The organism is Enterobacter sp. CC120223-11 (assembly GCF_900215375.1).
GTDB lineage: Bacteria > Pseudomonadota > Gammaproteobacteria > Enterobacterales > Enterobacteriaceae > Scandinavium.
Genome location: NZ_OBEF01000007.1, coordinates 36,018 through 53,541 on the forward strand (window position 1 = coordinate 36,018; position 17,524 = coordinate 53,541).

The 17,524-nt window shown below is 55.7% G+C and carries 15 protein-coding genes and 1 pseudogene; 13 read left to right on the top strand and 3 right to left on the bottom strand.

Annotated elements, in window-relative coordinates; translation table 11 throughout:
- Positions 1–34: 34 nt before the first annotated feature.
- The gene (locus tag CRO87_RS10035) at positions 35–1,465 is read right to left on the bottom strand and encodes a sodium:alanine symporter family protein (protein ID WP_097162798.1); all 1,431 of its coding nucleotides are present in this window, start codon (positions 1,463–1,465) and stop codon (positions 35–37) included.
- Between the two features lie 203 nt (positions 1,466–1,668).
- On the opposite strand from CRO87_RS10035, the gene tal reads away from it, so the two are divergent.
- The 3 genes from tal to CRO87_RS10050 all read left to right on the top strand — a co-directional run bounded on the left by tal (position 1,669) and on the right by CRO87_RS10050 (position 4,731).
- On the top strand, positions 1,669–2,622 hold the full coding sequence (gene tal / locus CRO87_RS10040) for a transaldolase (RefSeq protein ID WP_097162799.1): 954 nt from the start codon (positions 1,669–1,671) through the stop codon (positions 2,620–2,622).
- Positions 2,623–2,732: 110 nt separating this feature from the next.
- Complete coding sequence (gene mog / locus CRO87_RS10045) at positions 2,733–3,320, top strand: molybdopterin adenylyltransferase (protein WP_097162800.1); 588 nt, start codon at positions 2,733–2,735, stop codon at positions 3,318–3,320.
- A 112-nt stretch (positions 3,321–3,432) separates the two neighbouring features.
- Complete coding sequence (locus CRO87_RS10050) at positions 3,433–4,731, top strand: MFS transporter (RefSeq protein ID WP_097162801.1); 1,299 nt, start codon at positions 3,433–3,435, stop codon at positions 4,729–4,731.
- Between the two features lie 47 nt (positions 4,732–4,778).
- On the opposite strand, the gene satP is transcribed toward CRO87_RS10050, so the two are convergent.
- Positions 4,779–5,345 carry an acetate uptake transporter gene (gene satP / locus CRO87_RS10055; RefSeq protein ID WP_097162802.1) on the bottom strand — a complete coding sequence of 189 codons (567 nt, stop codon included), beginning with the start codon at positions 5,343–5,345 and terminating at the stop codon, positions 4,779–4,781.
- A 294-nt stretch (positions 5,346–5,639) separates the two neighbouring features.
- Here satP and dnaK point away from each other — a divergent pair, with 294 nt between their 5' ends.
- From dnaK to nhaR, 4 genes are all read left to right on the top strand, one after another.
- A complete protein-coding gene (gene dnaK / locus CRO87_RS10060; protein ID WP_097162803.1) occupies positions 5,640–7,556 on the top strand; it encodes a molecular chaperone DnaK in 1,917 nt (638 codons plus the stop codon).
- Positions 7,557–7,642: 86 nt separating this feature from the next.
- Complete coding sequence (gene dnaJ, locus CRO87_RS10065; protein ID WP_097162804.1) at positions 7,643–8,779, top strand: molecular chaperone DnaJ; 1,137 nt, start codon at positions 7,643–7,645, stop codon at positions 8,777–8,779.
- 177 nt (positions 8,780–8,956) lie between these two features.
- A complete protein-coding gene (gene nhaA, locus CRO87_RS10070; RefSeq protein ID WP_097162805.1) occupies positions 8,957–10,123 on the top strand; it encodes a Na+/H+ antiporter NhaA in 1,167 nt (388 codons plus the stop codon).
- Positions 10,124–10,181: 58 nt separating this feature from the next.
- Positions 10,182–11,078 carry a transcriptional activator NhaR gene (nhaR, locus tag CRO87_RS10075; protein ID WP_097162806.1) on the top strand — a complete coding sequence of 299 codons (897 nt, stop codon included), beginning with the start codon at positions 10,182–10,184 and terminating at the stop codon, positions 11,076–11,078.
- 62 nt (positions 11,079–11,140) lie between these two features.
- Here nhaR and rpsT read toward each other — a convergent pair whose 3' ends face one another.
- Positions 11,141–11,404: a 30S ribosomal protein S20 gene (gene rpsT, locus CRO87_RS10080; RefSeq protein ID WP_097162807.1), complete on the bottom strand. Its 264-nt coding sequence runs from the start codon at positions 11,402–11,404 to the stop codon at positions 11,141–11,143.
- 118 nt (positions 11,405–11,522) lie between these two features.
- Here rpsT and CRO87_RS22880 point away from each other — a divergent pair.
- From CRO87_RS22880 to ispH, 6 genes and pseudogenes are all read left to right on the top strand, one after another.
- A pseudogene (locus CRO87_RS22880) lies at positions 11,523–11,725 on the top strand (DUF2575 domain-containing protein); the annotation flags it as partial.
- The gene (ribF, locus tag CRO87_RS10090) at positions 11,722–12,660 is read left to right on the top strand and encodes a bifunctional riboflavin kinase/FAD synthetase (RefSeq protein ID WP_097162808.1); all 939 of its coding nucleotides are present in this window, start codon (positions 11,722–11,724) and stop codon (positions 12,658–12,660) included. The pseudogene CRO87_RS22880 and the gene ribF, both read left to right, overlap by 4 nt.
- Positions 12,661–12,692: 32 nt before the next feature.
- Positions 12,693–15,509, top strand: coding sequence for an isoleucine--tRNA ligase (gene ileS / locus CRO87_RS10095; RefSeq protein ID WP_097162809.1), 2,817 nt, complete (start codon positions 12,693–12,695; stop codon positions 15,507–15,509).
- A complete protein-coding gene (lspA, locus tag CRO87_RS10100; RefSeq protein ID WP_097162810.1) occupies positions 15,509–16,009 on the top strand; it encodes a signal peptidase II in 501 nt (166 codons plus the stop codon). Before ileS ends, lspA begins: the two co-directional genes overlap by 1 nt.
- Positions 16,010–16,120: 111 nt before the next feature.
- On the top strand, positions 16,121–16,570 hold the full coding sequence (gene fkpB / locus CRO87_RS10105; RefSeq protein ID WP_097162811.1) for an FKBP-type peptidyl-prolyl cis-trans isomerase: 450 nt from the start codon (positions 16,121–16,123) through the stop codon (positions 16,568–16,570).
- Position 16,571: 1 nt separating this feature from the next.
- Positions 16,572–17,522, top strand: a complete 951-nt coding sequence (gene ispH, locus CRO87_RS10110; RefSeq protein WP_097162812.1) for a 4-hydroxy-3-methylbut-2-enyl diphosphate reductase — start codon at positions 16,572–16,574, stop codon at positions 17,520–17,522.
- Positions 17,523–17,524: the final 2 nt, after the last annotated feature.

Genomic DNA, 17,524 nt, shown 5'->3' on the forward strand with positions numbered 1-17,524 from the left:
TATCAAAAAACGGCCCGAAAAGGAGCGATGGCTGCTATTGGCGTGGCACATCATCCCAGCTGCCTGGCGCAAGCTGCTGTTCGATTTCCGGATAGCGCGCCGGATCGAACACGGGTTTTACACCGAGCTTACGCTGGCGCAGATAATCGCTGGCGATAATGCGAACCACCGGTGAAAGCAGCAGAATGGCGGTCAGGTTAGTGATGGCCATCAGCGCCATGATGATATCCGCAAGCTGCCAGACAACCGGCAGGCTCAACAGCGTGCCAAGCATGATCATCACCAGGGTTATGCCTCGCAGGAGCCAGATATTACGCGGGCTGTTCATCCGCAGATAGATCAGGTTGTTTTCGGCGTAGACGTAGTTGGCCACAATGGAGCTGAAGGCAAACAGCAGCACGATGATCGCCACAAACTCGGCTCCCCAGAAGCCAGCGAAGCTTGCCATGGCTTTTTGCACCAAATGGATACCGTTGGGGGTTTCCAGGGTGGTGTCATGTCCAGCAAGGAGTATCACCATCGCCGTCGCCGTGCAAATCACCAGGGTATCGATCAGTACGCCAATCATTTGTACGATGCCCTGAGCTGCTGGATGTGGTGGCCATGACGCCGCCGCCGCTGCGGCATTGGGTGTCGATCCCATTCCTGCCTCGTTGGAGAACATCCCGCGCTGAAAACCGGCAGTCAGCGCCTGGCTGATGGTGTAACCGACCGCGCCTGCCGCCGCTTCCTGCCAGCCAAAGGCGCTGCGGAAGATAGTTTCGAACACTGCAGGAATTTCATTGAGATGCCAGAGGCTTATCAGAATGCTGGCAGTGACCCAGAGCAGAGCCATTATCGGGACCAGCCACTGCATTAGCTTCGCTACGCCCCTCAGGCCGCGAACGATAACCAACAGCGTGCACATCGCCAGCATGAGGCCGATGGCGTAGGGAGGAAGGTTGAAGGCGTAATGCACGGCGTTCGAGACGGAATTGGCCTGCACGGTATTGAAAATCAGACCGTAGGCCAGCAGCAGGAAAACGGAGAACATGACGCCCATCCAGCGCATGCCGAGGCCGCGGGACATGTACCAGGCCGGGCCACCGCGGAACTGCCCGCTGGCATCCCGCTCTTTATAGAGTTGGGCGAGTGAACACTCTGCAAAGCTGCTCGCCATGCCGATAATGGCTGAAACCCACATCCAGAAGACCGCGCCCGGACCGCCAACGGTAATAGCGATGGCAACGCCCGCAAGATTACCGCTGCCGACGCGTGCCGCAAGGCTGGTGCAGAGTACCTGGAATGAGGTCAGTCCCTCAGGCTGCGGCGTGAGGCTACGTTTGAGACTTTTGCTGAAATGACGAAGGTAGCGAAACTGGATATACCCCGTTCGCCAGGTGAACCAGACCCCGGCGCCGAGCAGCAGGTAAATCATTACCGAGCCCCAGAGTATTTCGTTTATAAAAGATAGAAAATCAGGCATTTAAAATCCTTTGAACGATGCCGGAGAGTCGTGTAAGCGCTACCATTATCCCTATAATCTATTATCAGTCAGGCGGGAAATACTCTGAGTTTATCATACTCTGCGCTGTTGTTCCGTCGCGGTTGCGCTGGCTCCGGGGCGTGATATCATCGGGAGCAGACCGGTTACATCCCCCTAACAGCTGTTTAAAGAGAAACACTATCATGACGGATAAATTGACCTCCCTGCGTCAGTACACAACCGTAGTGGCTGACACCGGAGACATCGCGGCAATGAAGCTGTATCAGCCTCAGGATGCGACAACCAACCCTTCTCTGATCCTGGGCGCAGCTCAGATCCCGGAATACCGCAAGCTGATTGACGAAGCGATTACCTGGGCGAAAGGTCAGAGCAGCAACCGTGAGCAGCAGATTGTTGATGCCACCGATAAACTGGCGGTGAACATCGGTCTGGAGATCCTCAAGCTGATCCCTGGCCGTATCTCTACTGAAGTTGACGCGCGTCTCTCCTACGACACCGAAGCCTCCATCGCCAAAGCAAAACACCTGATCAAACTGTACAACGATGCTGGCATCAGCAACGACCGTATCCTGATCAAACTGGCTTCCACCTGGCAGGGCATCCGTGCCGCTGAGCAGCTGGAAAAAGAAGGCATCAACTGTAACCTGACGCTGCTGTTCTCCTTCGCTCAGGCTCGTGCTTGTGCAGAAGCGGGCGTGTTCCTGATTTCTCCATTCGTGGGCCGTATCCTCGACTGGTACAAAGCGAACACCGACAAGAAAGAATACGCTCCGGCAGAAGACCCAGGCGTGGTTTCCGTGTCTGAAATCTACAGCTACTACAAACAGCACGGCTACGAAACTGTCGTCATGGGCGCAAGCTTCCGTAACGTCGGTGAAATTCTGGAGCTGGCAGGCTGCGACCGCCTGACCATCGCCCCTGCGCTGCTGAAAGAGCTGGCGGAAGCGGACGGTGCTATCGAGCGTAAACTGGTTTACACCGGTGAAGTGAAAGCGCGTCCGGAGCGCATTACTGAATCCCAGTTCCTGTGGCAGCACAACCAGGATCCAATGGCGGTGGACAAACTGGCGGAAGGTATCCGTAAGTTTGCTATCGACCAGGAAAAACTGGAAAAAATGATCGGCGACCTGCTGTAATCATTTTCCGCGTGGCCGGGCTCCCGGTCACGCGTCATCACCTTCGTTTGTCTCCTTTTCCCTCCAGCGTGTATCATTCCGCATAACCGCCTTTTTTTAACGGAATTGATATGAATACTCTTCGCATTGGCCTTGTTTCCATCTCCGATCGCGCCTCGAGCGGCGTCTACCAGGATAAAGGCATTCCTGCGCTGGAAGCCTGGCTTGCGCGCGCGCTGACTTCGCCGTTTGAGCTGCAAACGCGCCTGATCCCCGATGAACAGGCGATCATCGAGCAGACACTGTGCGAGCTGGTGGATGAAATGAGCTGCCATCTGGTGCTGACCACCGGCGGTACCGGCCCTGCGCGCCGGGATGTGACCCCGGACGCCACGCTTGCGATTGCAGACCGTGAAATGCCAGGCTTTGGTGAGCAGATGCGTCAGATTAGCCTGCACTTTGTGCCAACGGCGATCCTTTCGCGCCAGGTGGGCGTGATCCGTAAACAGGCGCTGATCCTCAATTTGCCCGGCCAGCCGAAGTCGATTCAGGAAACGCTCGAAGGCGTGAAGGATGAGAACGGCAAAGTGCTGGTGCACGGTATTTTTGCAAGTGTACCGTATTGTGTACAGCTTCTTGACGGGCCGTATGTGGAAACCGACGAGCTGGTGGTTGCCGCGTTCCGGCCTAAAAGCGCGCGCCGCGAAACAATCTCCTGAAGATAGCGCATTTATGACATAACCTTCGCGGGCCACAGATTGACCAATGATTTACGCTGTAGTAATTTTTTCTTTACGAATACTGTAAATCAATTAAAACAAATGGCCCGCTATGTCACTCTCTGCAAGACCTCTGAACCGACAGGATTATAAAACCCTGACCCTGGCCGCCCTCGGCGGTGCGCTGGAGTTTTATGATTTTATCATCTTCGTTTTCTTCGCCGCGGTCGTCGGCGAGCTTTTCTTCCCGGCGGATATCCCGGAATGGCTGCGTCAGGTGCAGACCTTCGGCATTTTCGCGGCAGGCTATCTGGCGCGTCCGCTGGGCGGCATCATCATGGCTCACTTTGGCGATCTGGTTGGCCGTAAGAAGATGTTTACCCTGAGCATTTTACTGATGGCGGTGCCTACGCTGCTGATTGGCCTGCTGCCTACTTACGCTTCCGTGGGCATTGTTGCTCCGCTGCTGTTACTGCTGATGCGCGTGCTTCAGGGGGCTGCAATTGGCGGTGAAGTGCCGGGTGCATGGGTGTTTGTCGCTGAACACGTACCGACGCAACGTATTGGCATTGCCTGCGGTACGCTGACGGCCGGGTTGACCGTGGGCATTTTGCTGGGGTCTGTGGTGGCAACGCTCATCAATACTGGCCTTACTCAGCAAGCCATTCATGACGGCGGCTGGCGTATTCCATTCCTGCTCGGCGGTGCTTTCGGCCTGGTGGCGATGTATCTGCGCCGCTGGCTACAGGAGACGCCGATCTTCCTCGAAATGCAGCAGCGTAAACAGCTGGCGCAGGAGCTGCCGGTGAAAGCGGTGGTGATGAAGCACCAGAAGGCGGTGATCGTTTCGATGCTGCTGACCTGGCTGCTCTCCGCAGGCATTGTGGTGGTGATCCTGATGTCACCGGTATGGCTGCAAAAGCATTACGGCTTTGCGCCTGCGCTGACGCTACAGGCAAACAGCATCGCGACAATTATGCTGTGCGTGGGCTGTTTGCTGGCGGGGCTTGCGGTCGATAAATTCGGTGCCAGCCGCACCTTTATCATCGGCAGCCTGCTGTTGGCTGCATCAAGCTGGGCGTTCTATCACCTGGCGGGAACGTCACCGAGCCATTTGTTCATGCTCTATGGCCTGGTTGGCTTGTGCGTTGGCGTGGTGGGTGCGGTGCCTTATGTGATGGTCAGGGCGTTCCCGGCAGAGGTCCGCTTTACTGGTATCTCCTTCTCATACAACGTGTCTTACGCCATTTTTGGCGGGCTGACGCCGATTGCCGTTACGCTGCTGATGGGCGTGTCGCCGCTGGCTCCGGCCTGGTATGTGCTGGCGCTGTCGCTGGTGGGGTTGGGTTTAGGTCTTTGGTTGCGGCAAACGTACATTGCCCCGGAAAAAGCGTCGGTGATGACGCATTAAAAAAAAGCCGGGCATCGCGCCCGGCTTTTCAATTCTTAAGCTCTCGCTTAGTGCTTTTCGCCGATTGGCAGCACGGTGCGGCCAAACTGCTCGTTCAGCACTTCACCCATCGCCAGGTAAATCGCGCTTGCGCCACACACCAGGCCAATCCAGCCTGCAATGTGAACGATGCCTTCGTTATCGACCAGGTGGCCAATCGCCAGCAGGGCAAACAGCACGGTCAGGCTCAGGAACACGAACTGCAGCATACGTGGGCCAGTCAGGGTGCCAAAGAACATGAACAGCGTGAACACGCCCCACAGGCCCAGGTACATGCCCAGGAAGTGCGGGTTAGATGCTTCCGCCAGGCCCATTTTCGGCATGATCAGAATGGCGACCAGGGTCAGCCAGAAAGAACCATAAGAAGTGAAGGCGGTCAGACCGAAGGTGTTGCCTTTTTTGTACTCCAGCAGGCCTGCAAAAATCTGCGCCAGTCCACCGTAAAAAATACCCATCGCCAAAATGGCGGTATCAAACGGGAAAAGACCGCTGTTCGTCAGGTTCAGCAGAATGGTGGTCATGCCGAAGCCCATCAGACCCAGCGGTGCCGGGTTAGCCAACTTAGTGTTACCCATATTTCCTCAAAAATTCATTTATAAAGGGGAAAGTGAAAATCCTCGCGCCAATCCTCCTGGAGCGGGGCGCGGCATAATAATCAGAGCCGTGCCCGCCGTCTATGATCTGAGCAGGGTGAATTTAAAAAATTTTTTGCACCTCCCCCTTGATGCCCGATGTTACGACCCCATCTTGTATGCAACCGCAGTGGTGAGCCTGAAAAAAAACGTAGCGGGGCGCTTGAAACAGCACGTTTCGCCCTTATTACAGGTTCACAACCACATGTTGATCGAATTTTTAGTGGAGACGTTTAGATGGGTAAAATTATTGGTATCGACCTGGGTACTACCAACTCTTGTGTAGCGATTATGGATGGCACTACCGCACGTGTGCTGGAAAACGCCGAGGGCGATCGCACCACGCCTTCTATCATTGCTTATACCCAGGACGGTGAAACTCTGGTTGGTCAGCCGGCTAAACGTCAGGCAGTGACAAACCCGCAAAACACCCTGTTTGCGATCAAGCGCCTGATTGGTCGTCGTTTCCAGGACGAAGAAGTGCAGCGTGATGAAGCCATCATGCCGTACAAAATCGTCGCTGCAGATAACGGCGATGCCTGGCTGGACGTGAAAGGCACCAAAACCGCACCGCCGCAGATCTCTGCTGAAGTGCTGAAAAAAATGAAGAAAACCGCTGAAGACTATCTGGGTGAGCCAGTCACTGAAGCTGTTATCACCGTTCCGGCTTACTTCAACGATGCTCAGCGTCAGGCAACCAAAGATGCTGGCCGTATCGCTGGTCTGGAAGTCAAACGTATCATCAACGAACCAACCGCAGCCGCGCTGGCTTACGGCCTGGATAAAGAAGTCGGCAACCGCACCATCGCGGTATACGACCTGGGCGGCGGTACCTTCGATATCTCTATTATCGAAATCGACGAAGTTGACGGCGAAAAAACCTTCGAAGTACTGGCAACCAACGGTGATACTCACCTCGGTGGTGAAGACTTCGACAGCCGTCTGATCAACTACCTCGTTGAAGAGTTTAAGAAAGATCAGGGCATTGACCTGCGTAACGATCCGCTGGCCATGCAGCGCCTGAAAGAAGCGGCTGAAAAAGCGAAAATCGAGCTTTCTTCCGCGCAGCAGACTGACGTGAACCTGCCGTACATCACCGCAGACGCGACCGGTCCAAAACACATGAACATCAAAGTGACTCGCGCGAAACTGGAAAGCCTGGTCGAAGACCTGGTGAACCGTTCTATCGAGCCGCTGAAAGTTGCTCTGCAGGACGCTGGCCTGTCCGTATCCGACATTCAGGACGTTATCCTGGTCGGCGGTCAGACTCGTATGCCAATGGTGCAGAAGAAAGTTGCTGAGTTCTTCGGTAAAGAACCGCGTAAAGACGTGAACCCGGACGAAGCCGTGGCTATCGGTGCTGCGGTTCAGGGCGGCGTACTGACCGGTGAAGTGAAAGACGTACTGCTGCTGGACGTGACCCCGCTGTCGCTGGGTATCGAAACCATGGGTGGCGTGATGACTGCGCTCATCAACAAAAACACCACCATCCCGACCAAGCACAGCCAGGTGTTCTCTACCGCTGAAGACAACCAGTCTGCGGTAACCATCCACGTGCTGCAGGGTGAGCGTAAACGTTCCGGCGATAACAAATCTCTGGGTCAGTTCAACCTGGATGGTATCAGCCCGGCACCGCGCGGCATGCCGCAGATCGAAGTCACCTTCGACATTGATGCTGACGGTATCCTGCACGTTTCCGCGAAGGACAAAAACAGCGGTAAAGAGCAGAAGATCACCATCAAGGCGTCTTCCGGTCTGAATGAAGAAGAAATTCAGAAAATGGTTCGTGAAGCAGAAGCCAACGCCGAGTCTGACCGTAAGTTCGAAGAGCTGGTTCAGACCCGCAACCAGGGCGACCATCTGCTGCACAGCACCCGTAAGCAGGTTGAAGAAGCAGGCGAACAGCTGCCAGCTGATGATAAAACCGCTATCGAGTCTGCGCTGACCGCGCTGGAATCTTCCCTGAAAGGTGAAGACAAAGCCGATATCGAAGCGAAAATGCAGGCGCTGGCGCAGGTTTCTCAGAAGCTGATGGAAATTGCTCAGCAGCAGCACGCACAGCAGCAGGCAGGTTCTGCTGATGCTTCCGCGAACAACGCGAAAGACGACGACGTTGTCGACGCCGAGTTCGAAGAAGTTAAAGATAAAAAATAATCGCCCTGATGCAGGGTAATTAACTGGCACGGGCGTCGGAGTTTACTCCACGCCCGTGCTCGCATGTTAAGGGCAGATAAACAGAAATGGCGAAGAAAGACTATTACGAGATTTTGGGCGTTTCCAAAACAGCGGAAGAGCGTGAAATCAAAAAGGCTTACAAGCGCCTGGCGATGAAATTTCACCCGGACCGTAATCAGGGTGACAAAGAGGCCGAAGACAAATTCAAAGAGATCAAAGAAGCCTACGAAATTCTGACCGACGCGCAAAAACGTGCGGCCTACGATCAGTATGGCCACGCAGCCTTTGAGCAGGGCGGCGGTGGATTCGGTGGCGGCGGCTTCGGTGGCGGCGCTGATTTCGGCGATATCTTTGGTGATGTCTTCGGTGACATCTTCGGCGGCGGTCGTGGGCGTCAGCGTGCATCCCGTGGCGCAGACCTGCGCTACAACATGGATTTGACGCTGGAAGAAGCCGTGCGCGGCGTGACCAAAGAGATCCGCATCCCGACGCTGGAAGAGTGTGACGTTTGCCACGGCAGCGGCGCGAAAGCGGGCAGCAAACCGCAGACCTGTCCGACCTGTCATGGTCAGGGCCAGGTACAGATGCGCCAGGGCTTTTTTGCCGTACAGCAGACCTGTCCGCACTGTCAGGGCCGCGGGACGCTAATCAAGGATCCGTGCCATAAATGCCACGGTCATGGTCGCGTTGAGAAGACCAAAACCCTGTCCGTTAAAATTCCGGCAGGCGTGGACACCGGCGACCGCATCCGCCTGGCAGGTGAAGGTGAGGCGGGCGAGCACGGTGCACCAGCAGGCGATCTGTACGTTCAGGTGCAGGTGAAGCAACACCCAATCTTCGAGCGCGAAGGCAACAACCTCTATTGCGAAGTGCCAATCAACTTTGCGATGGCGGCACTGGGTGGCGAAATCGAAGTCCCGACGCTGGACGGCCGTGTGAACCTGAAAGTGCCGGGCGAAACGCAAACCGGTAAGCTGTTCCGCATGCGTGGCAAAGGTGTGAAATCCGTTCGCGGTGGTGCGCAGGGCGATCTGCTGTGTCGCGTGGTGGTCGAAACGCCTGTCAGCCTCAACGACAAGCAGAAACAGCTGCTGAAAGATCTGCAGGAAAGCTTTGGCGGCCCGACGGGTGAGAAAAACAGCCCGCGCTCCAAAAGCTTCTTCGACGGCGTGAAGAAATTCTTCGATGATTTAACACGTTAATTCGTCGTAGAGCGCTTTTGTCTACTGAGCCCAGGCCTCCATGCCTGGGCTTTTTTACGCCTGTTGATTATTATTCGGTAAAAACGATCTAAAATGCAGTGATAATCTGTTTTTAACGATCAATTCGAATCGTTACTATGGTTTTATCGAACTATTCAAGGTTAAGAGAGAATAAAAGTGAAATATTTACAGCGCTTTTTTAGCAATGACGCTTCAGGGGGCATTATTCTGATCATCGCCGCCGCGCTGGCGATGCTGTTGGCAAATATGGGATCAACCAGCGGTCTGTACCTCTCATTTCTGGAGACGCCCGTCCAGCTGCGCGTTGGCGCGCTGGAGATTAACAAGAACATGCTGCTGTGGATCAACGATGCGCTGATGGCCGTGTTCTTCCTGCTGATTGGCCTCGAAGTGAAGCGGGAGCTTATCGTCGGTTCCCTTGCCAGTCGTCGTCAGGCGATTTTCCCGATCATTGCCGCTCTGGGGGGAATGGTTGTACCTGCCCTGGTGTATCTGGCGTTTAACTATCAGGATCCTGTGGCGAGCGGTGGCTGGGCTATCCCGGCGGCCACGGATATCGCTTTTGCACTCGGGGTACTGGCGCTGCTGGGCAGCCGCGTGCCGGCTTCGCTAAAAATATTCCTGATGGCGCTGGCTATCATTGATGACCTCGGCGCAATCGTGATCATCGCGCTGTTCTACACCAGCGACCTGTCGATACTTTCTTTAGGCGTGGCGGCTGCCGCCATTGCCGTGCTGGCCATACTGAATCTTACCGGGGTGCGCCGGACCGGCATCTACATACTGGTCGGTGTGATTCTGTGGACGGCGGTGCTGAAATCAGGCGTTCATGCGACGCTGGCGGGGGTCATTGTCGGCTTCTTTATTCCGCTGAAGGAGCAAAATGGGAAATCACCGGCAGTGCAGCTTGAACACGTGCTTCACCCGTGGGTAGCCTTCTTAATCCTGCCGCTGTTTGCCTTTGCTAACGCCGGGGTGTCGCTCCAGGGCGTGACGATGGAAGGGCTGACCTCGCTGCTGCCGCTCGGTATCATCGCCGGTCTGTTTATTGGGAAACCGCTCGGAATTAGCCTGTTCTGCTGGCTGGCGCTGAAGCTGAAATGGGCCACGCTGCCAGCGGGCACCACCTGTAAGCAGATTATGGCGGTCGGGGTGCTGTGCGGGATCGGCTTTACCATGTCGATTTTCATTGCCTCGCTGGCCTTCGGTAACGTCGATCCGGCGCTCATCAACTGGGCGAAGCTAGGGATCCTGATTGGCTCGGTGCTGTCAGCCGTGGTCGGTTATACCTTACTGCGGGTGCGTACGGCCACGTCGGACTGATTTAACACAGAGAGCCCTGAGTGGCTCTCTTTTTGACATTCATCAGGGAGCGAAAATTATGTCGCATATTAACTACAACCACCTGTACTACTTCTGGCACGTTTACAAAGAGGGGTCGGTGGTCGGCGCGGCGGAAGCGCTGTATCTCACGCCACAAACCATCACCGGGCAGATCAAGGCCCTGGAAGAGCGCCTGCAGGGGAAACTGTTTAAACGTAAGGGCAGAGGGCTTGAACCCAGCGAGCTGGGCGAGCTTGTTTTTCGCTATGCGGATAAAATGTTCACCCTGAGCCAGGAGATGCTCGACATCATCAATTACCGTAAAGAGTCTAACTTGCTGTTCGATGTGGGCGTGGCGGATGCGCTCTCCAAGCGGCTGGTGAGCGGCGTTCTGGATGCGGCGGTGGTGGAGGATGAGCAAATCCACCTGCGCTGCTTTGAATCGACGCATGAGATGCTGCTGGAGCAGCTCAGCCAGCATAAGCTGGATATGATTATCTCAGATTGCCCTATCGATTCCACGCAGCAGGAAGGACTGTTCTCGGTGAAGATTGGCGAGTGCAGCGTCAGCTTCTGGAGCATGAACCCGCTGCCTGAAAAGCCATTCCCTGCCTGTCTGGAAGAGCGTCGGCTGCTGATCCCTGGACGCCGCTCCATGCTCGGACGCAAGCTGCTTAACTGGATCAACACCCAGGGCCTGAAGGTGGAAGTGCTCGGTGAGTTTGACGATGCGGCGCTGATGAAAGCCTTCGGTGCTGCGCACAATGCGATTTTTGTGGCGCCGACGCTCTACGCCCATGATTTATATGCGGACGACAACATTGTGGAAATCGGGCGGGTGGAAAACGTGATGGAAGAGTACCACGCCATTTTTGCTGAACGCATGATCCAGCACCCGGCGGTGCAGCGTATCTGCAACCGCGACTACTCGGCGCTCTTTACGCTTCCGCGCTAAACGACAGGCATAAAAAAACCCGCTAAAAGCGGGTTTTTCGCAAAGCTACAACAGCGTGGCAATTAAGCCATTTTGTTGATCTGAGCCGCCAGGTTAGACTTATGACGTGCAGCTTTGTTTTTGTGGATCAGGCCTTTAGCAGCCTTGCGGTCCACGATTGGTTTCATTTCTTCAAACGCTTTAACTGCTGCTGGTTTGTCGCCAGCTTCGATAGCAGCGTAGACTTTCTTGATGAAGGTACGCATCATAGAACGGCTGCTAGCGTTGTGTTTGCGTGCCTTTTCAGACTGAATGGCGCGCTTCTTAGCTGATTTGATATTAGCCAAGGTCCAACTCCCAAATATGATCTATATGGACAATTCAAAGGCCGAGGAATATGCCCTCTTAGCCTTCTTTTGTCAATGGATTTGTGCAAATAAGCGCCGTTAATGTGACAACGCTTGGTTACGTAGTGATGGCGCAGGATTCTACCAGCTTGCGTGCTTCGAATACAGCCTTTCCGCGATAAAAATCGTCAGAAACAGGGTGTTTTAGTCAAGGTGAATGAAATCCTTGCATCTTTCCCTTCTCAGGTGCAATCGGCGGTTAACGTCGCCTGCCGTACAAGGTATACTTTGACGATTTTCACTGTTTTGAGCCAGACATGAAGCTGATACGCGGCATACACAATCTGGGGCAGGCACCGCATGGGTGCGTGCTGACCATTGGCAATTTTGACGGCGTGCATCGTGGGCATCAGGCATTGTTACAGCGTTTGCGTGCTGAAGGACGCGAGCGCGGACTGCCTGTGGTGGTGATGATTTTTGAGCCCCAGCCGCTGGAGCTTTTCGCCGTAGATAAAGCGCCCGCTCGCCTGACACGGCTGCGCGATAAAGTACGCTACCTTACTGAAAGCGGCGTTGACTACGTGCTCTGTGTACGTTTTGACCGTCGTTTTGCCGCGCTGACGGCGCAGGCGTTTATCAGCGATCTGCTGGTGAAACGCCTGGGCGTACAGTACCTGGCGGTCGGGGATGATTTCCGCTTCGGCGCTGGTCGCGAAGGGGATTTCTTGTTATTACAGAAAGCCGGTGACGAGTTTGGTTTTGACGTCACCAGCACCCAGACCTTCTGCGAAGGCGGGCTGCGCATCAGCAGCACGGCCGTGCGCCAGGCGCTGGCCGAGGATGACCTCGAGCTTGCTGAAACGCTGCTGGGCCATCCTTTCAGCATTTCCGGACGCGTGGTTCACGGTGATGAGCTTGGGCGCACCATTGGCTTCCCGACGGCGAATCTGCCGCTGCGCCGTCAGGTTTCCCCGGTGAAAGGGGTCTATGCGGTGGAAGTGGCGGGCCTCGGCGACAAACTGTTGCCGGGCGTAGCGAATATTGGCACCCGCCCAACGGTGGCTGGTGTGCGCCAGCAGCTGGAAGTGCATCTGTTAGACGTTGTAATGGACCTCTACGGTCGCCATATCGATGTCATACTGCGTAAGAAAATACGCAACGAGCAGCGATTCGCATCGCTGGACGAATTGAAAGCGCAAATTGCGCGTGATGAATTAACGGCTCGCGAGTTGTTCGGGCTATCAAACCCGGCGTAATGCCAACGTAAAAATACGGAAACGAGAATCTGATGAGTGACTATAAATCAACCCTGAATTTGCCGGAAACAGGGTTCCCGATGCGTGGCGACCTCGCCAAACGCGAACCGGGAATGCTGGCCCGTTGGACCGATGACGACCTTTACGGCGTTATCCGTGCAGCGAAAAAAGGCAAGAAGACGTTCATTCTGCATGATGGCCCTCCTTATGCGAATGGCAGCATTCATATTGGTCACTCCGTTAACAAGATTCTGAAAGACATTATCGTTAAGTCCAAAGGCCTGACGGGCTTTGACTCGCCGTACGTGCCGGGTTGGGACTGCCACGGTCTGCCGATCGAACTGAAGGTTGAGCAGGAATTTGGCAAGCCGGGTGAGAAATTTACCGCCGCAGAGTTCCGCGCAAAATGCCGGGAATATGCCGCCACTCAGGTTAACGGGCAGCGCGAAGACTTTATCCGTCTGGGCGTGCTCGGAGACTGGTCACGTCCGTACCTGACCATGGACTTCAACACCGAAGCCAACATCATCCGCGCGCTGGGCAAAATCATCGGCAACGGCCACCTGCATAAGGGCGCGAAGCCGGTGCACTGGTGCGTTGACTGCCGTTCTGCGCTGGCAGAGGCGGAAGTGGAGTATTACGACAAAACTTCCCCATCCATCGACGTGGCGTTCAACGCGGTCGATCAGGATGCGGTGAAAGCCAAATTTGGCGTCGCTTCCGTTAATGGCCCGGTTTCTCTGGTTATCTGGACGACCACGCCGTGGACGTTGCCTGCTAACCGTGCAATCTCCCTGTCGGCAGAATTTGAGTATGCGCTGGTACAGGTTGAAGGCCAGGCCGTGATTCTGGCGAAGGATCTGGTGGAAAGCGTGCTTAAGCGTGCAAACATCACCGATTACAGCATCCTTGGCACCGTGAAAGGCTCCGAACTGGAATTGATGCGCTTCAAGCATCCGTTCCTCGATTTCGACGTTCCGGCGATCCTCGGCGATCACGTTACGCTCGATGCGGGTACCGGTGCGGTGCACACCGCCGGTGGTCACGGTCCTGACGACTACACCATTAGCCAGAAATACGGCCTCGAAATCGCCAACCCGGTTGGTCCGGATGGCGCGTATGTGGCAGGCACTTATCCGTCACTGGACGGCGTTAACGTCTTCAAAGCGAATGACGTCATCGTTAACATGCTGCGTGAAAGCGGCGCGCTGCTGCACGTTGAGAAGCTGGTACACAGCTACCCATGCTGCTGGCGTCACAAAACGCCAATCATCTTCCGTGCGACCCCACAGTGGTTTATCAGCATGGATCAGAAAGGCCTGCGTGAGCAGTCGCTGAAAGAGATCAAAGGCGTGCAGTGGATCCCTGACTGGGGCCAGGCGCGTATCGAATCCATGGTTGCGAACCGTCCTGACTGGTGTATCTCCCGTCAGCGTACGTGGGGCGTGCCAATGTCGCTGTTCGTTCACAAAGAGACTCAGGAGCTGCATCCGCGCACCCTGGAGCTGATGGAAGAAGTGGCGAAACGCGTTGAGCAGGACGGCATCCAGGCGTGGTGGGATCTCGATCCGCGCGACATCATAGGTGACGATGCCGACGCTTACGAAAAAGTGCCGGACACCCTCGATGTCTGGTTCGATTCCGGCTCGACTCACTCCTCCGTCGTTGACGTGCGCCCTGAATTCAGCGGCCATGCGGCAGATATGTATCTGGAAGGCTCCGATCAGCATCGCGGCTGGTTCATGTCCTCCCTGATGATCTCCACGGCGATGAAAGGCAAAGCGCCTTACCGTCAGGTACTGACCCACGGCTTCACCGTTGACGGTCAGGGCCGCAAAATGTCCAAGTCTATCGGCAACACCGTTAGCCCGCAGGACGTGATGAACAAACTGGGTGCGGACATTCTGCGTCTGTGGGTCGCCTCTACCGACTACACCGGCGAAATGGCGGTTTCCGATGAAATTCTGAAACGTGCCGCCGACAGCTATCGTCGTATCCGTAACACCGCGCGCTTCCTGCTGGCGAACCTGAACGGTTTCGATCCGGTAAAAGACATGGTGAAACCGGAAGAGATGGTGGTGCTGGATCGCTGGGCGGTGGGCTGTGCTCAGGCCGCGCAGGAAGACATCCTGAAAGCCTATGAGTCTTACGACTTCCACGAAGTGGTGCAGCGCCTGATGCGCTTCTGCTCCATCGAAATGGGTTCGTTCTACCTCGACATCATCAAAGACCGTCAGTACACCGCGAAGGCCGACAGCGTCGCCCGCCGCAGCTGCCAGACCGCGCTGTATCACATCGCGGAAGCACTGGTTCGCTGGATGGCACCGATCATGTCCTTCACCGCCGATGAAATCTGGGGCTACCTGCCGGGCGACCGTGAGAAGTATGTCTTCACCGGCGAGTGGTACACCGGCCTGTTTGGCCTGGGTGAAACCGAAGCGATGAACGATGCCTTCTGGGACGAGCTGCTGAAAGTGCGTGGCGAAGTGAACAAGGTTATCGAACAGGCGCGTGCGGATAAGAAAGTGGGCGGTTCTCTGGAAGCGGCGGTCACTCTGTACGCTGAACCGGAACTGGCCGCGAAGCTGACGGCGCTGGGCGATGAATTGCGATTTGTCCTGTTGACCTCCGGGGCCTCCGTTGCGGATTATGCCGCAGCAACCGCCGACGCGCAGCCAAGCGAACTGCTGAAAGGCCTGAAAGTGGCGTTGCAAAAAGCCGAAGGTGACAAGTGCCCGCGCTGCTGGCATTACACCACCGATGTCGGTCAGGTGGCGGAACACGCAGAAATCTGCGGCCGCTGTGTCAGCAACGTCGCCGGTGATGGCGAAAAACGTAAGTTTGCCTGATGAGCCAATCAATCTGTAAAAGTGGTCTGCGCTGGCTGTGGCTGGTTGTAGTGGTGCTGATTATCGATCTCGGCAGCAAATACCTGATCCTCCAGAATTTTGCTCTGGGGGATACGGTGTCGCTGTTCCCGTCGCTGAATCTGCACTACGCGCGTAACTATGGCGCGGCGTTCAGCTTCCTTGCTGACAGTGGCGGCTGGCAGCGCTGGTTCTTTGCCGGGATTGCCATCGGCATCTGCGTAATTCTGACGGTGCTGATGTACCGCTCGAAGGCGACGCAGAAGCTGAACAACATCGCGTATGCGCTGATTATCGGCGGCGCGCTGGGCAACCTGTTTGACCGCCTGTGGCACGGCTTTGTGGTCGATATGATCGACTTCTACGTTGGCGACTGGCACTTTGCCACCTTCAACCTCGCAGATTCCGCTATTTGTATCGGCGCCGCGTTGATCGTGCTGGAAGGCTTCCTGCCAAACTCTGCCGCTAAGAAGCAAGCGTAAAAAATGCCGGGTGGCGCTTTGCTGACCCGGCCTACGGTTTATATTGCCTTTGTAGGCCCGGTAAGCGTTAGCGCCACCGGGCAAACAGCCTAAACTTTAGAGCAAACCTGCATGTCTAAATCTGTACAGAGCAACAGCGCGGTACTGGTACATTTCACGCTGAAACTTGAAGATGGTTCCACTGCGGAATCCACCCGCAACAACGGCAAGCCTGCGCTGTTCCGCCTCGGCGATGCCTCGCTCTCTGAAGGGCTGGAGCAGCATCTGCTGGGCCTGAAAGAGGGTGACAAAACCACTTTCTCGCTGGAGCCTGACGCGGCTTTCGGCGTGCCGAGCCCGGACCTGATTCAGTATTTCTCACGCCGTGAGTTTATGGATGCAGGCGAGCCGGAAATTGGCGCAATCATGCTCTTTACCGCAATGGATGGCAGCGAGATGCCGGGGGTTATTCGTGAGATTAACGGCGATTCCATCACCGTTGATTTCAACCACCCGCTGGCGGGGCGTACCGTTCATTTTGATATTGAAGTGCTGGAGATAGACCCGGCACTGGAGGCATAAAATGCAGATCCTGTTGGCCAACCCGCGCGGCTTCTGCGCCGGCGTAGACCGCGCTATCAGCATTGTTGAAAACGCGCTGGAGATCTTCGGCGCGCCGATTTACGTCCGTCACGAAGTGGTGCACAACCGCTACGTGGTGGACAGCCTGCGCCAGCGCGGTGCGATTTTCATCGAGCAAATCAGCGAAGTGCCGGACGGCACTATCCTGATTTTCTCCGCGCACGGCGTGTCACAGGCCGTTCGAAACGAAGCCAAAAATCGCGATCTGACGGTGTTTGACGCCACTTGTCCGCTGGTTACCAAAGTGCATATGGAAGTGGCGCGTGCCAGCCGCCGCGGCGAAGAATCGATTCTGATTGGCCACGCCGGGCACCCGGAAGTGGAAGGCACCATGGGCCAGTACAGCAACCCGGAAGGGGGAATGTACCTGGTTGAATCGCCGGAAGACGTCTTTAAGCTGAGCGTCAAAAACGAAGCACGTCTGTCGTTCATGACCCAGACGACGCTCTCTGTCGATGATACCTCCGACGTGATTGATGCCCTGCGCACCCGCTTCCCGAAAATTGTCGGGCCGCGTAAAGATGACATCTGCTACGCCACCACCAACCGACAGGAAGCCGTGCGCGACCTGGCGCAGCGTGCGGACGTGGTGCTGGTGGTCGGGTCGAAAAACTCCTCCAACTCCAACCGTCTGGCTGAGCTTGCCCAGCGTATGGGCAAAGCCGCGTTCCTGATTGATGATTCAACCGATATTCAGGAAGAGTGGGTGAAAGCCGCGAGCTGCGTTGGCGTGACCGCCGGGGCTTCTGCGCCGGACATTCTGGTGCAGAACGTCATTGCCCGTCTTCAGGAGCTGGGCGGGGGTGAAGCGATTCCTCTGGAAGGCCGCGAAGAGAACATTGTTTTCGAAGTGCCAAAAGAGCTGCGTCTCGACATTCGCGAAGTGGAATAAGT

Coding starts and splice junctions, on each gene's coding strand:
- CRO87_RS10035 (WP_097162798.1), bottom strand. CDS start 1,465: ATGCCTGATTTTCTATCTTTTATAAACGAAATACTCTGGGGCTCGGTA.
- tal (WP_097162799.1), top strand. CDS start 1,669: ATGACGGATAAATTGACCTCCCTGCGTCAGTACACAACCGTAGTGGCT.
- mog (WP_097162800.1), top strand. CDS start 2,733: ATGAATACTCTTCGCATTGGCCTTGTTTCCATCTCCGATCGCGCCTCG.
- CRO87_RS10050 (WP_097162801.1), top strand. CDS start 3,433: ATGTCACTCTCTGCAAGACCTCTGAACCGACAGGATTATAAAACCCTG.
- satP (WP_097162802.1), bottom strand. CDS start 5,345: ATGGGTAACACTAAGTTGGCTAACCCGGCACCGCTGGGTCTGATGGGC.
- dnaK (WP_097162803.1), top strand. CDS start 5,640: ATGGGTAAAATTATTGGTATCGACCTGGGTACTACCAACTCTTGTGTA.
- dnaJ (WP_097162804.1), top strand. CDS start 7,643: ATGGCGAAGAAAGACTATTACGAGATTTTGGGCGTTTCCAAAACAGCG.
- nhaR (WP_097162806.1), top strand. CDS start 10,182: ATGTCGCATATTAACTACAACCACCTGTACTACTTCTGGCACGTTTAC.
- ribF (WP_097162808.1), top strand. CDS start 11,722: ATGAAGCTGATACGCGGCATACACAATCTGGGGCAGGCACCGCATGGG.
- ileS (WP_097162809.1), top strand. CDS start 12,693: ATGAGTGACTATAAATCAACCCTGAATTTGCCGGAAACAGGGTTCCCG.
- lspA (WP_097162810.1), top strand. CDS start 15,509: ATGAGCCAATCAATCTGTAAAAGTGGTCTGCGCTGGCTGTGGCTGGTT.
- fkpB (WP_097162811.1), top strand. CDS start 16,121: ATGTCTAAATCTGTACAGAGCAACAGCGCGGTACTGGTACATTTCACG.
- ispH (WP_097162812.1), top strand. CDS start 16,572: ATGCAGATCCTGTTGGCCAACCCGCGCGGCTTCTGCGCCGGCGTAGAC.